The sequence below is a fragment of the Halorubrum sp. Hd13 genome (assembly GCF_002252755.1).
Lineage (GTDB): Archaea > Halobacteriota > Halobacteria > Halobacteriales > Haloferacaceae > Halorubrum.
In genome coordinates this window covers 22,803-35,451 of the sequence record NZ_NHOY01000115.1, presented here as the reverse complement: position 1 = coordinate 35,451, position 12,649 = coordinate 22,803, and the positions used below count along the sequence as shown (strand labels likewise).

General features: G+C 70.7%; 12 protein-coding genes and 1 pseudogene. 5 read left to right on the top strand and 8 right to left on the bottom strand.

What is annotated here, in order from left to right; all coding sequences use genetic code 11:
- Positions 1–14: 14 nt before the first annotated feature.
- The 6 genes and pseudogenes from DJ81_RS15610 to DJ81_RS15585 all read right to left on the bottom strand — a co-directional run bounded on the left by DJ81_RS15610 (position 15) and on the right by DJ81_RS15585 (position 5,808).
- Positions 15–1,058, bottom strand: a complete 1,044-nt coding sequence (locus tag DJ81_RS15610; RefSeq protein WP_094590483.1) for a sulfite exporter TauE/SafE family protein — start codon at positions 1,056–1,058, stop codon at positions 15–17.
- Positions 1,059–1,217, bottom strand: a complete 159-nt coding sequence (locus DJ81_RS19365; protein ID WP_170938347.1) for a hypothetical protein — start codon at positions 1,215–1,217, stop codon at positions 1,059–1,061.
- 383 nt (positions 1,218–1,600) lie between these two features.
- On the bottom strand, positions 1,601–2,218 hold the full coding sequence (locus DJ81_RS15600) for a hypothetical protein (RefSeq protein ID WP_094522716.1): 618 nt from the start codon (positions 2,216–2,218) through the stop codon (positions 1,601–1,603).
- A 114-nt stretch (positions 2,219–2,332) separates the two neighbouring features.
- Complete coding sequence (locus DJ81_RS15595; protein ID WP_094527948.1) at positions 2,333–3,118, bottom strand: ABC transporter permease subunit; 786 nt, start codon at positions 3,116–3,118, stop codon at positions 2,333–2,335.
- A 193-nt stretch (positions 3,119–3,311) separates the two neighbouring features.
- Positions 3,312–4,220: pseudogene (locus DJ81_RS15590) on the bottom strand (ABC transporter ATP-binding protein); the annotation flags it as partial.
- Positions 4,210–5,808: a COG1361 S-layer family protein gene (locus DJ81_RS15585; RefSeq protein WP_094590479.1), complete on the bottom strand. Its 1,599-nt coding sequence runs from the start codon at positions 5,806–5,808 to the stop codon at positions 4,210–4,212. The gene DJ81_RS15585 and the pseudogene DJ81_RS15590, both read right to left, overlap by 11 nt.
- 186 nt (positions 5,809–5,994) lie before the next feature.
- Between DJ81_RS15585 and DJ81_RS15580 the strand changes: the two genes are divergently transcribed.
- Positions 5,995–7,098, top strand: a complete 1,104-nt coding sequence (locus tag DJ81_RS15580) for an alanine--glyoxylate aminotransferase family protein (protein WP_094590477.1) — start codon at positions 5,995–5,997, stop codon at positions 7,096–7,098.
- Positions 7,099–7,204: 106 nt separating this feature from the next.
- On the opposite strand, the gene DJ81_RS15575 is transcribed toward DJ81_RS15580, so the two are convergent.
- Entirely contained in the window at positions 7,205–7,753 is a 549-nt protein-coding gene (locus DJ81_RS15575; RefSeq protein WP_094522706.1) for a hypothetical protein, read from the bottom strand.
- A 361-nt stretch (positions 7,754–8,114) separates the two neighbouring features.
- On the opposite strand from DJ81_RS15575, the gene DJ81_RS15570 reads away from it, so the two are divergent.
- From DJ81_RS15570 to DJ81_RS15555, 4 genes are all read left to right on the top strand, one after another.
- On the top strand, positions 8,115–8,366 hold the full coding sequence (locus DJ81_RS15570) for a hypothetical protein (protein ID WP_094522704.1): 252 nt from the start codon (positions 8,115–8,117) through the stop codon (positions 8,364–8,366).
- 196 nt (positions 8,367–8,562) lie between these two features.
- The gene (locus DJ81_RS15565; protein ID WP_094590475.1) at positions 8,563–9,582 is read left to right on the top strand and encodes an aldo/keto reductase; all 1,020 of its coding nucleotides are present in this window, start codon (positions 8,563–8,565) and stop codon (positions 9,580–9,582) included.
- A gap of 176 nt (positions 9,583–9,758) precedes the next feature.
- Positions 9,759–11,270 (top strand): lipopolysaccharide biosynthesis protein, encoded by a 1,512-nt coding sequence (locus DJ81_RS15560; protein ID WP_249269143.1) that lies wholly within the window; start codon positions 9,759–9,761, stop codon positions 11,268–11,270.
- A 79-nt stretch (positions 11,271–11,349) separates the two neighbouring features.
- Complete coding sequence (locus DJ81_RS15555; RefSeq protein ID WP_094522698.1) at positions 11,350–12,255, top strand: M14 family metallopeptidase; 906 nt, start codon at positions 11,350–11,352, stop codon at positions 12,253–12,255.
- A 7-nt stretch (positions 12,256–12,262) separates the two neighbouring features.
- On the opposite strand, the gene DJ81_RS15550 is transcribed toward DJ81_RS15555, so the two are convergent.
- Positions 12,263–12,640: a DUF5811 family protein gene (locus DJ81_RS15550; protein ID WP_094522696.1), complete on the bottom strand. Its 378-nt coding sequence runs from the start codon at positions 12,638–12,640 to the stop codon at positions 12,263–12,265.
- Positions 12,641–12,649: the final 9 nt, after the last annotated feature.

The following is a 12,649-nucleotide window of genomic DNA, read 5'->3' as shown; positions in this document are numbered from 1 at the left end:
GCGGGTCGGTCCCGTTACGCCGACGGTGCGGCGTCGCGACCCCCGCGGACCGCGAGCGCGCCGTGGTAGAGGATGACGGCGCAGACCAACAGCGCCGAGCCGATCAGCAGGACGAAGCTGACTCGGTCGAGGACCGGCATCGCCAGCCACGCCGAGACTTCGCCGAGCGCGACGGCGAGACTCGCGACCAGGAGCATGAGCCCGAAGTAGACCGTCACGTCGTCCTCGTCCACGTACGCGGTCGCCCCGGAGCCGATCCGGGCGCCGAGCGCGCTCCCGAGCAGCAGCGCGGTGACGATGCCGAGGTCGATGACCCCCGCCCGCCCGTAGGTGAACGCGCCGACGCCCCCCGACATCAGTCCGCCGAACAGGCTGGTCCCGACCGCCGCCGCCAGCGAGGTGCCGATCAGGTAGTAGATGGCCGGCATCCGGACGAAGCCGCCGCCGACGCCGAGGAACCCGGAGATCAGGCCGACGCCGCCGCCGACTCCGGTGATGGTCCACAGCGACGCCTCGCTCCCGTCCGCGAGCGTCATCATCGGCGGAACGTTGTACGACTTGATCTTCCGGGCGATCTCGGGGACGTCGTCCTCCGGCGTGACGTCGGCCCCGCCCTCGCTCTCCGCCTCCGGCCCGTCTCCCCCCGCGTCCGCCTCGTCGTTCAGCGCGTTCCGCGTGAAGAGGATCCCGATGGCCGCGAGCAAGATGACGTACGCGACGCCGACGACGACGCTCGCGATGCCGAGCACCTCCAGCCCGAACACCAGCCGGCTGCCGAGCTCGATGCCGATCGTGATCCCGACGAACATCAGCGCGCCGAGCCGGTAGTCCACCTGCCCGGCGTCGTGGTGTTTCAACGTCGCGATCACCGCCGTCCCGAACACGAACGCCATCGAGCTCCCGATGGCGACCGGAGCGGAGTATCCCAAGATGAGCAGCGCGGGCGTCACGAGGAACGATCCGCCCATCCCGAAGAACCCGAAGAACACCCCGACCATGAACCCGAAGACGACGAACAGCGCGAAGAGCTCCGCGCTCAGGCCCAGCAGTCCGAGTATCTAAATCCGCTGTATCCGGTTAAATACGGTCGGCGCCAGTTTGTCCTCGAGGATCCCGTAGGCGGCGTACAAAAGCGCCGCCTCGACGAGGACGAGCCCGATCACGACGAGCGCCGCCACGGTCGGGGACGCGCCGGGGAGCAGCTCCGTGCCCGTCATCGGCACTCCCCTCCGCCTCCGGCGTTCGCGCCCGGCGATGGCCTCGGATAGGACTCTGTCATACATCCGTCCGTAGACCGCGTGAGTTGATAATGGTTTTGGGATTAACGTACAATACTATATCCGCATGACGAACGGGACACCTTCTGTAACTTATTGATAAGTTACGCACTCGACGAGCCGGCGCCCTCGGCGGTGGAATCGGCCAGTGATCCCGGCGTTTCGGCAGCGAACCGTCCGCGGACGGGGACGCCCGCCGGAACGGCGGTCCCCGCACGAGCGGAGCGGGTCGAGTCTCTCGTGACGGCTGCGCGCTCAGTTAGCAGTGCGCATTGAACGGCTCGGCAGCCGCGACGAGACGGACGGTGTCGAGGCGGGGCGGGCTACTCGCCCGACTCCGTCTCCGCGTACCGGTCCGGCAGGTACGGGGTCAGCGCCGCCGGCACCAGCGGGATCACGAGCGCGGCGAGCTCCGCGAGATGCCGGCGGAGGACGGTGTAGACGGCGGCGACGAGCAGGGTCCCGGCCACGATCAGCCGGAGCGGCCCGTCGAGCAGGTAGAGGAGCGGGAGCGACAGCCCGACGGAGAGCGCGAGGTCCTCAGCGGCGCCGTCGTACCTGACGCCGGAGCGCGGCGCGACCCAGCGCTTCCGGTAGTGGTCGTACACCGCGCGGTCGGAGTTCCCCTCCCACGGCCGCAGCTCCAGGCCGCCGCCGTACATGTCCGAGACGCTGTGGAGCGCCGCCCCGAGGAAGAACAGTGCCGCCCCGACCGCGGCCGCCGAGGGGGCCGCTAAGGCGACGACGAGGGCGACGACGGCGGCCGCCGAGTAGTAGACCGGGTAGTGGAGGGTCTTCCGGTGGCCGACGTACATGTCGAGGTCGGGGAACAGGCCGCCCAGGAACCCCGCGACCAGCCCCACGGGCGCCAGTTCCGGCGCCACGCGCACGAGGGGCGCGGCGAGCAGCATCCCGGCCAGCACGTGTGTCGGCAGCATCATCGTGGCGGAACGAAAGCGACAGAACGGTATTAACGTGTCGGCGGACCGGAAGTGGCCACCGGGTCGAGTCGATCGATCCGGGAGAAAGCGCTTAACTACCGTATCTCGAGCGTTTCAGATGTCCCTCCGCTCGAACAGCACCTGCGAGAGGATGAGCAGTCCGACGAACGCGACGAGGAGGATGGCCGAGTCGATGGGCTCGAACGACCCGTCGATCAGGATCGGCGTCGGTTCGTAGTAGTGCGTCGGGCTCAGGTACTGTATCCAGTCGTACGCGTCGGCGCCGCCGACGACGGACTCGACGAGGTACAGGACGAAGACGGTGCCGACGGCGGCCCGCTCGGCGACCGCCGCGCGGTCGACGGCGACCGAGAAGACGAGGCCGACCCCCGCACAGACGAGGAGAAACGGGATCGACAGCAGGTGGGCTAACAGCAGGTGGTCGAGCGGGACCGTCTCGCCGACGGCGACGACGAATAGGTAGATGATCGGGCCGCCGCCGGCGTTGACGGCTATCATCGGGACGAGCAGTCCCGCGAACTTCTCGACGAGCAGCCGCGACCGCGTGACGGGAAACGACAGGAGGAGCTCCATCCGCTCCGTCTCGATGTCGCCCGCGACGGTGCCGCCGGCGGCGTACGCGAAGTACAGCCCCAGGCCGAGCAGCCAGACGAAGTTGAACACCTGCGCGCCGAGGAACCCCTCGATGGTCGACAGGCTCTCGATGCCGAACGCCTCCAGCATCGCCGGGGGCAGGTCCCTGAAGACGTCCTCGTAGTTGACGCCCTCCAGAACGGTGAAGTACCAGACGATGAACCCGGCGTACGCCCCGACGCCGGCCGTGAGGATCGCGGCGCCGCGGAGCCGCCGTCGCCCCTCGTACCGAGCCGTCTCAAACATTCGTCGCTCCCGCCCCGTCGCTTTCGTCCGGCGTCTCCACCCCGTCGCCTCCGTTCGGCGTCTCCGCCCCGTCGCCTCCGTTCGGCGTCTCCGCCCCGTCGCCTCCGTTCGGCGTCTCCGCCCCGTCGCCTCCGTTCGGCGTCTCCACCCCGTCGCCTTCGCCTCCCCCGTCCGACGCCTCTCCGGCGTCGTCCCCTCCGTCCGCCGACTCCTCGCTCCCGTAGTAGTGGGCGAACACGTCCTCGATCGGGGGCTCGCCGATCTCCACGTCGCTGACGTCGTGGGTCGCGAGTTCGCCGAGGAGCGCGTTGACGTCGCCGGCGTAGACGAACTGGACGCCTTCGGCGAACCGCTTGGGATCGACGACGCCGTCGAGGCCGGCTATCGCCGCGACCGCCGCGTCGCTCGCGTGCACCCGCACGTGTTTGCCGCTCCGGTGGAGCAGCGCTTCGACGTTCTCGAGCTCGACGAGCCTCCCGGCGCGGAGGATGCCGACGCGGTCGCAGACCCGTCGCACCTCGCTCAACACGTGCGAGGAGAAGAACACGGTCGTGCCGCGGTCGCGCTCCTCCCGGACGAACTCGTTGAACGCCTCCTGTTTGAGCGGGTCGAGCCCGCCGGTGGGCTCGTCCATGATCACGAGGTCCGGGTCGTGCATGAACGCCTGCACCAGTCCGAGCATCCGTTTGTTCCCGGTCGAGTACTCGCGTACCGGTCGGTCGACCGGCGGGGTGAACAGCTCCAGCAACTCCTCGCGGCGGCCGTCGCCCTTCATCTCGCCGTGGTAGTCGAGCACCGCCTCGCCGGTCACCTCCCCGTCGAAGCCGAGGTGAGCGGGGAGGTACCCGATCCGGCGCTTGGCCTCGGTCAGCGCTGTCTCGTCGCGGATGTCGGCGCCGAGCACCCTCGCCGTCCCCGAGGTGGGTTTTAACAGCCCCAGCAGCAGTCGTATCGTCGTCGACTTCCCCGCCCCGTTGGGCCCGAGGAACCCGAACACCTCTCCCCGGTTCACAGTGAACGACACGTCGTCGTTCGCGACCACGCTCCCGAAGTCCTTCGTGAGTCCCTCGACGACGAGCGGGCGGTCGGTCTCACCGGACATAGAACCACCACGCGCCGGTGGCGACGAGGAGCAGGAGGACGGTCAACACGGCGGCCTCGACGGGGACCCCCCCGCCGGACGACTCGACGACCGAGGCGGCGACCGTCGCGGTGTCGCCGGTGACGCGAACCCCGCCGGGGTCGGTGTAGCCGATCTCGACGCTCGCCGGATACCGACTCGGCGGCGCGTCGCCGTCGATCGAGAGGTCGAACGCGACCCGGCCCGTCTCTCCGGGCGCCAGCGACGGGATCACGGTCGTTCGGAACTCGCTCTCTAACGGCTGGTCGACGGCGAGGCGCAGTTCGACGTCGCGCAGTTCGACGTCCCGACGGTTCGTCACGTCGAGGCGCAACACGCCGTCTTCGCCGGCCGCGAATCGCGGGTCGACCGCGGACACCGTCACCGCGTCCCGGCGCTCGGCGACGGGAACGCGTACCGCCTCCCGCGTCGTCCGTTCCGCGTCGGCGGCGCTCCGGTAGCTCGTCGAGAGGACCAACTGCAGCGGCACCGAGTCGGCGTCCGCCGGGATCTCGCCGCGGAACCGGAAGGCGGCGCTCTCGCCGGCCGCGAGGTCGCCGACGGCGTACCGCGGACTGCGGGGGACGAACGCCCCGTCGCCGACCGCGAGGACGACGCTCCGAACGTCGCTCGGCCCGTCGTTGCGGATCGTCCCGCTGACGCTTCCGTTCTCGCCGACGCGGAGCGTGGAGTCGTCGACCGCGACAGAGAAGGACTGCTCAGGCCGCGGTCGGAGCCCGACCGGGATCCCCTCGTGCGCGTCGCGGATGCCGTCGACGTCGGTGTATCGAACGGTGCCGGTGAGGTCGAACGACTCGGCGGCGGCGTCCGCGCGGACGCTCGCCGGGAACCTGACCGTGGCGTTCGCTCCGGGGGCGAGCCGGTCGATCCGCGCGGTGTTCCGGTCCGTCTCGCCGAGCGCGACGTCCGGGCCGTTCGCGGCGAGCTCGACCGAGAGGTCGCGGGCGGGCTCGCCCCCGACGTTGGTCACGTTCACCGCGAGCGTTCCGGAGTCGCCGACCTGGACGTCGGTGTCGACCGTCCGCATCGCGAAGCGGGGCGCGTCGTCGACGGTCACCGATATGGACTCGGTCCGCGTCCGCGTCCGGTCCTGCACGATCCCGCTCCGCGGGGCCGAGAGGAACGTGTGCGAGTACCGGAGCCGCACGTCGAGCGAGTACCGTCCCGGCTCCGCGTCGGCCGGGACCCTCACGGAGACGGGCACCTCCCGGACCGCGCCCTCGGCGATCGACCCGACGGCGAATCGTCCCGTCTCGACGACGAGCGGCGAGCCGTCGTTCCGGACCTCGACCACGACGCCGCGCGCGGTCGTGACCGCGGCCCGTCGGGCGTCCGACCCGGCGTCGACCTCGCCGTCGTTCGCGACCTGCACCGCGAGCTCCGTCGCCGTTCCCGGTGTCACCGTCGAGTCCGGGACGTACACGTCCAACTCGGGTTCGCCGCGGACGAACGGCGGCTCCTCCTGGGCGACGGCGAGTCCGGCGAACGACCCGACGAGGAGCGCGAGGACGGCGACGAGCGCGAGGACCGGGGCGATCCGTCGGGTCATTCACCTCACCGGCCCGACGGCCGCGGGGCGTCCGTCCGCCGATAGAACCGAGCCCGAACGGGAGCGCGGGCGGCGTGTCATACGCCCAACTCCTCCCGCCGGTCATATATGTTTACGCGTGTCGACGGACCGCGCCGACCGCGGCCGGTACGGGGCGCTTATCTCGCTGGAACCGAGTGTCTCGGTATGCTCATGACGCCGGGACCGACCGCGGTCCCCGCCCCCGTCCGCGACGCGATGAGCCGCGAGCTGATCAACCCCGACGTGGACCCGGAGTTTCAGCGGATCTACGACCGGCTCACCGACCGGTTGGCGGCGGCGTACGGGCTCGAGCCGAGGGAGGCCGACCGACCCGCGGGGACGGGCGACGGGCCGGCCCGCGACGTCGTCGTCCCCGGCGGGGAGGGGATCCTCGGTCTGGAGGCCGCGATCGCCTCGCTCGTCGAGCCCGGCACCGAGGTCCTCTGCCTGTCGAACGGGCTCTACGGCGACGGATTCGCCGACTTCGTCGAGTCGTACGGCGGCGAGGCGACGCTGGTCTCGGCCGACTACGACGACCCGCTCCCGCTCGCGGAACTGGAGTCGACCCTCGCCGACGAGGGCACCGACTTCGACGTCGCGACGATGGTCCACTGCGAGACGCCCACGGGGGCGCTCAACGACCTCGGTCCCGCGCTCGACCTGTTGGAGGGGGCCGACGGGGAGGTCCTCACCGTCGTCGACGCGGTCTCCTCGCTCGGCGGGGTGCGGGTGCCGACCGAGCGGATCGACGTCTGTCTGGGGGCCTCCCAGAAGTGCTTCAGCGCGCCGCCGGGGCTCACCACGGCCGCGATCAGCGAGCGCGCGTGGGCCGCGATGGACGAGCGCGACCCGCACTCGCTGTACACGAACTTCCTGCCGTGGCGCGACACCTCCGGGGGGTTCCCGTACACCCACCTGACGACCGAGGTCGTCGCGCTCGACGCGGCGCTCGGGCTGTGGCTGGAGGAGGGCCTCGACGCGGTCCGGGAGCGACACCGCACCGCGGCGGCGCGGTGTCGTGAGCGCGGGGCCGAGTTGGGGGTAGAGCCGTATCCGGTCCCCGAGCGCAGTTCGCCCACGGTGACCGCGTTCGCGGTCCCCGGACGAGCAGCGGAACTGCAGGAGCGCCTTCGCGAGGAGCACGACGTGCTCGTCGCGACGGGACTCGGGGAGTTAGCCGGGGACATCCTGCGCGTCGGCCACATGGGTCACAGCGCGCGGGTCGACCGCGTGGACGAGACGATGGACGCGCTGGCGGACGTGTTGTAACCCCGGACCGACGTCGTCGAGGGGCCGGTGAGCCGGCTCTCGTGGGACCCGCCGGAGGCGAACCGCTCCGACCGGCTCGGGTCTCCACGAGGCGCCGACGGCGCGGTCAGGCCTCCGCGACGTCGATGCGCAGTTCGTACGTCTCCTCGCCGAGCGTGATCGGGTTCCCGGTCTGCCGTATCGAATAGCTCCCCGGAGGGGCGGCGAACTCGTACGTCTCGGACCGGGAGCCTCCGGGGGCGAGCGCGACGCTGATTCCGATGTCGTCCCCGCCGGTTACCCGACGGCCCTCCGTCTCCACGTGCTGACTCTCGACGTACTTTTCAGTCCACAGGATCGCGGCGGGCGCGTCCGGGTCGTAGAGCACTCCGAACGGCTCCGGAGCGCCCGTCACGTACTCGATCTCGCGCTCCGTTTCGTTTCTCGCCGTCAGTTCGACGACCGCCGGGGACCCCTCGCCGATCTCGGAGCGGCGAACGTCGCAACTGAAACCGATGGCTCCGTCGCCGGCCACGCGCGAGAGCGACGCCGTGACCGAACGCCCGTCGCCCGACCCCGGATCCCCGGGCGTGCCGTCCCGACCGACGCTATCCAAACACCCCGAAAGGGGAAGCGCCGACAGTCCGACGACGGAGAGGGCACGTCTCCGCTTCATGGCTCCGACTGGCGTCCAGTTGCGAATAATATTGTCGATGGCACAAACGGTCGTGTGAGACTCCGCTTGCGGGCCGCAGAGACCGGCCGTCTCAGACGGGAGCCCGCCCGGCGAACGGGAGTTCGGCAGAGCCGGCGAGCAGTCCGCGAGTATCGACGACGAGGCGGCGGTGAGCACCGTCTCGGGAGCCTCAGATCTGCCATTTATAACTCACCGGCTCCGTTGAAATCATCACTCCGTGATCGGTCACAGTGGCCGTGCTGAATACAGCGCGCATATTCACGGTCGGCGGAGTCAGTTGTACAGTCGGTTTCGTTCTGGTAGGGCTAGCGTTTAGATGCCCAGCGTCCGAATACTACGTATGCACTGGCGCAGACGGCGCGACTTGGAAGGCGGGAAGGAATTGGGGGTCTGGTTGCTCCTCGACGACGGAACCGTCGAGAAAGAACTGTACGTCGAGTCTCACGAGTACCGAGGCGGCGATTTTGACGTATACACTGCATCTCCCGACGGCGAGTGGGAGCACAACGGTACTTTCGACACGGCTGACGACGCGTTCGACGCGGCTCTCGCACAGATCGAGGAGAGTCAGTTCCCTCTCGAAGGTACGTGAACGGCCACTTCTATTCCGCGGACTTGATCCCAACCGGCGGTGTACACACCCTCTGTATCCAACACGGAGCTTCTATCGACTACAGCTGAGTTCTACAGAGCCAGATCGTCGTCACCGTTGCCGGTCGCCCGGTCGTTCCCCCGCGGTTCCGCCTCCGGAACGCCCTTGCCCGCGCCCGGACCAATTGGGAGTGAACATGAATCACCGCACGCTCGGGGACGTCGGCGCGGTCAGCGAGGTCGGCTACGGCTCGTGGCAGATCGGGAGCGACTGGGGCGACGTGAGCGAGTCCGAGGCCGTGGCGGCCGTCGAGACCGCCCGCGACGCCGGGATCGACTTCTTCGACACCGCCGACGTGTACGGCGACGGGCGCTCGGAGCAGATCCTCGGCGAGGTCCTCGAAGGCGACATCGCGCGCGGCGACGTGACGGTCGCGACGAAGGCCGGCCGACGGCTCGACCCCCACGTCGCCGACGGGTACACCGAGGCGAACCTCCGTCGGTTCGTGAATCGCTCGCGCGAGAACCTCGGGATCGAGACGCTGGACCTGGTCCAACTTCACTGCCCGCCGACCGACGTCTACTACCGACCGGAGACGTTCGAGGCTCTCGCGACGCTCGCTGACGAGGGGCGGATAGCGGAGTACGGCGTCAGCGTCGAGCGCGTCGAGGAGGGGCTCAAGGCGGTCGAGTACCCCGGCGTCGAGTCGGTCCAGATCATCTTCAACCCCTTCCGCCAGCGCCCGGCCGACCTGTTCCTCGACCGGGCCGCCGAGCGCGACGTGGGCGTGATCTGTCGGGTCCCGCTCGCCTCCGGCCTGCTGACCGGCGCGCTTTCGCGGGACGACGTGTTCCCGGAGAACGACCACCGCAACTACAACCGCGACGGCGACGCCTTCGACGTCGGCGAGACGTTCGCCGGCGTCCCCTACGAGGCCGGACTGGACGCGGCCGACGCGCTCGCGGCCCGCGCCGACGCGGTCGCCGCCGACCCGACCGACGCGACCGGCGACGGCCTCTCGCTCGCGCAGTTCTCGCTCCGGTGGATCCTCGATCACGACGCCGTCTCGACCGTGATCCCGGGGTCGACGACGCCCGAGCACGTCCGCGCGAACGCGGCCGTCAGCGACGCTCCGCCCCTCGGCGAGGCCGCCCACGAGACGGTCCGCGAGGCGTACGACGAGCGCGTCCGCGAGCACGTCCACCACCGCTGGTAGCGAAGGGGGTCGGCGACGGAACGAGTCGCTTTTCTCCCGAGACGAGACAGGACGGATGGAACCGATCCGTGGTCGACGGAGCCAGCGCCGAAACCGACGGCAGCCCCCCAGACGAGTCCGCGAGCGGTAGCGACGCCCCGGGCGACGACGCCCCGAGCGACGGCGATACCGATTCGATCCCCGACGACGAGCGCGAGGCGCTCGTGACCATCGCTCACGGCGCCGTGGTCACGTCCGGCGGCGTCTCCGGGCAGCGAGCGCTGACGGCGGCGACCGAGTTCGTCCTCGCGCGGGGGCTCGGCCCGACGGCGTACGGCGTCTACGCGCTGGCGTGGCGGATCGCCCAGCTCCTGTCTCGGCTCGTCACCTTCGGGAGCGTGCCGGCGCTACAGCGGTACCTCCCAGAGTACGCGGACGACCCGCGACGCCGGGGCGTCGTCGCAGGGCTCGCGTACGCGACGACGCTCGGCTTCGGCGCCGCCATCGCCGCGGGCGTCTGGCTGGCCGCGCCGCGGATCAACGACCTCACTGTCGGAGAAGCGGCCTTCCCGGGCGCGATGCGGGCGTTCGGCTTCCTCGTCGGGTTCCTCGGCGTCGTCATGGTCGCGTCGGGGATCTTCCGCGCCGTCGGCTCGGCGCGCGGCGAGATCGCCTTCAACAAGCTGCTCCGCCCGGGAGTCCGCCTCGTCGCCGCGGTCGCGGCGCTGGCGCTGGGCTACTCGATCGGGGGCGTCGCCGTCGGCATCGTCGCCGCGACCGCGCTGCTCGCGGCGGTCGCCGTTCCGCTCGCCGCGCGGGTGACCGGGGTCGTCCCGTCGCTGCGGGGCGCCCGGCTGGAGGCGCGGCGCTTCTACGACCACGCGGCGCCGGTCGCGATGAGCAGCCTCGGGAAGGTGTTCCAGAACCGCGTCGACGTGCTGCTCGTGGGGGCGCTCCTGACCGCAACGGCCGCGGGGGTGTACAACGTCGTGCTCGTGCTGATCGCGATCGCGTGGATCCCGCTCATGTCCTTTAACCAGCTCCTCCCGCCCGTCGCCTCGGAGCTGTACGGGAACGGCCGGACGGCGACGCTGAACGCGGTGTACGCCTCGGTGACTCGGCAGATCGTCACGGCGGTCGTCCCGATACTCGCCGTCCTCGCGGTGTACGGCCGGGAGCTGCTCGGGCTGTTCGGCGACCCGTACGTCGCGGGGTACGTCCCCCTCGTCGTCTACCTCGGCGGGGTGTTCGTCGGCAGCGCCGTCGGCGCGACCGGCTGGCTCCTCATGATGACCGACCACCAGTACGCCCGGATGGCGCTCGACTGGCTGCTCGCGGTCCTCAACGTCGCGTTGACCTACGCGTTCGTCGTGCGCTTCGGGCTCGTCGGCGCCGCGCTCGGCACGTCGCTCGCGATCGCCGCCCAGAACGGGATCCAAGTGCTACTGCTCCGCCGGTTCGAGGGGCTGTGGCCGTTCGACCGGACGTTCCTCACGCCGCTGGCGGCCGGGGGCGTGGCCATCCTCGCGATGCGGGCGGTCCGCGCGGCCGTCCCCGGTCGAGCCGCGGTCGTCGTCGGCGCCGCGATCGGTCTCGCGGCGTACGCGGCGACGCTACGCACCCTCGGCGTCGACCCCCGGGACCGGCTCGTCGCCCGTCGCTTGGCGGAGCGGTACCGGACTGCGCTCCGCCGCCGGTTCCGTCGCTAAGCCGTCGTCGACGGGTCGCGGCCGCGCCGCGCGAGCGAACGGCCACCCTTTATTATTCGACCGGCGCGTACCGTGTTCCATGGAAACGATCGAGCGCGGGTCGGCCGGCTCGGCTCGCGTCGCGATCGTCGGCGGGATCCACGGCGACGAGCCCGCCGGCGAGCGGATCGTCAGACGGCTCGCCGACGAGCTCGACGAGACGGGCGCGGGGAGCGGACGCGTCCGACTGATAATCGCAAACGAGCGGGCGCTGGCGGCCGGAACGCGGTACACGGAGGCCGACCTCAACCGGGTCTTCCCGGGCGACCCCGACAGCGACGAGTACGAGCGGGCGCTCGCGCCGCGGCTCGCGGCCGAGCTGGAGGGGATGGACGCGGTGCTCGCGCTCCACACCTCGCACAGCGCGCCGCCCCCGTTCGCGATCTACAGCGACCCGACCGAGTCGGTGCGCCGGAGCGTGACCGGGATGCCCGTGGAGTACGTCGTCGACTCCGGCGAGCTGCGGTCGACGACGCTCGACTCCGTCGTCCCCCACACCGTCTCGATCGAGGTCGGCAGACAGGGGAGCGAGGAGGCGGTCGAGTTCGGCTACGAGGCCTGTCTCGCCTTCCTCCGGGCGCACGGCGTGCTCGACGACGAGCCGCCCACGTTCACCGAGACGACGGTCGTCGCGGGCGACGAGGAGGTGCCGAAGGGCGGCGGCGAGCCGCACGTCCACTTCGGGAACTTCGAGGAGATTCCGCGCGGCGCGGTGTTCGCCGAGGACGACGTGTACACCCACCGCGTCGACGAGGAGGGAGTCGTCCCGATCCTCGCGAGCGAACGCGGGTACGAGGATATATTCGGGATCTACGGCCGCGTGCAGGGCGTCATGCAGCCGCCGGACGAGCCCGCCGACGGGACGACGGCGCAGGGGACGTCGGCGGAGGAGTTCGTGGAGGAGGAGTCGGGGCGCGAGGGGTCGACGGAAGGAACGGCGGAGTAGCCCGAACTCACTTCGCGGTCGGCGTGACGTCGCCGACGGCGTCCATCACCTGCATCGCGGCGCTGGCGGCCAGCCCGCGGGCGACCTCGTCGGTGTCGGCGTCGGCGATCCCGGCCTCCAGCTCGTCCGGATCCGGCGTGAACCCCGCCGAGACGGGATGTCCGGCCGGCGGGTTGACCGCGACGGTCGCCTGCGGCCCGTTGGCGCCGACCGACAGCTCCGAGCCGACGGCGTAGCTGTTCGGGAGATACGATTCGGTTCGAGAGACGATTCCGGCGACCGCGCGCCGGAGGCGCCGTTCCTGGTCGGGGGAGAGGTTGACGGCCGCGGGCTCGCCCGCGTTCGTCACGCCCGGTGCCCCGGCGTACGGGTTGTTGCCGTTCATCGAAGACAC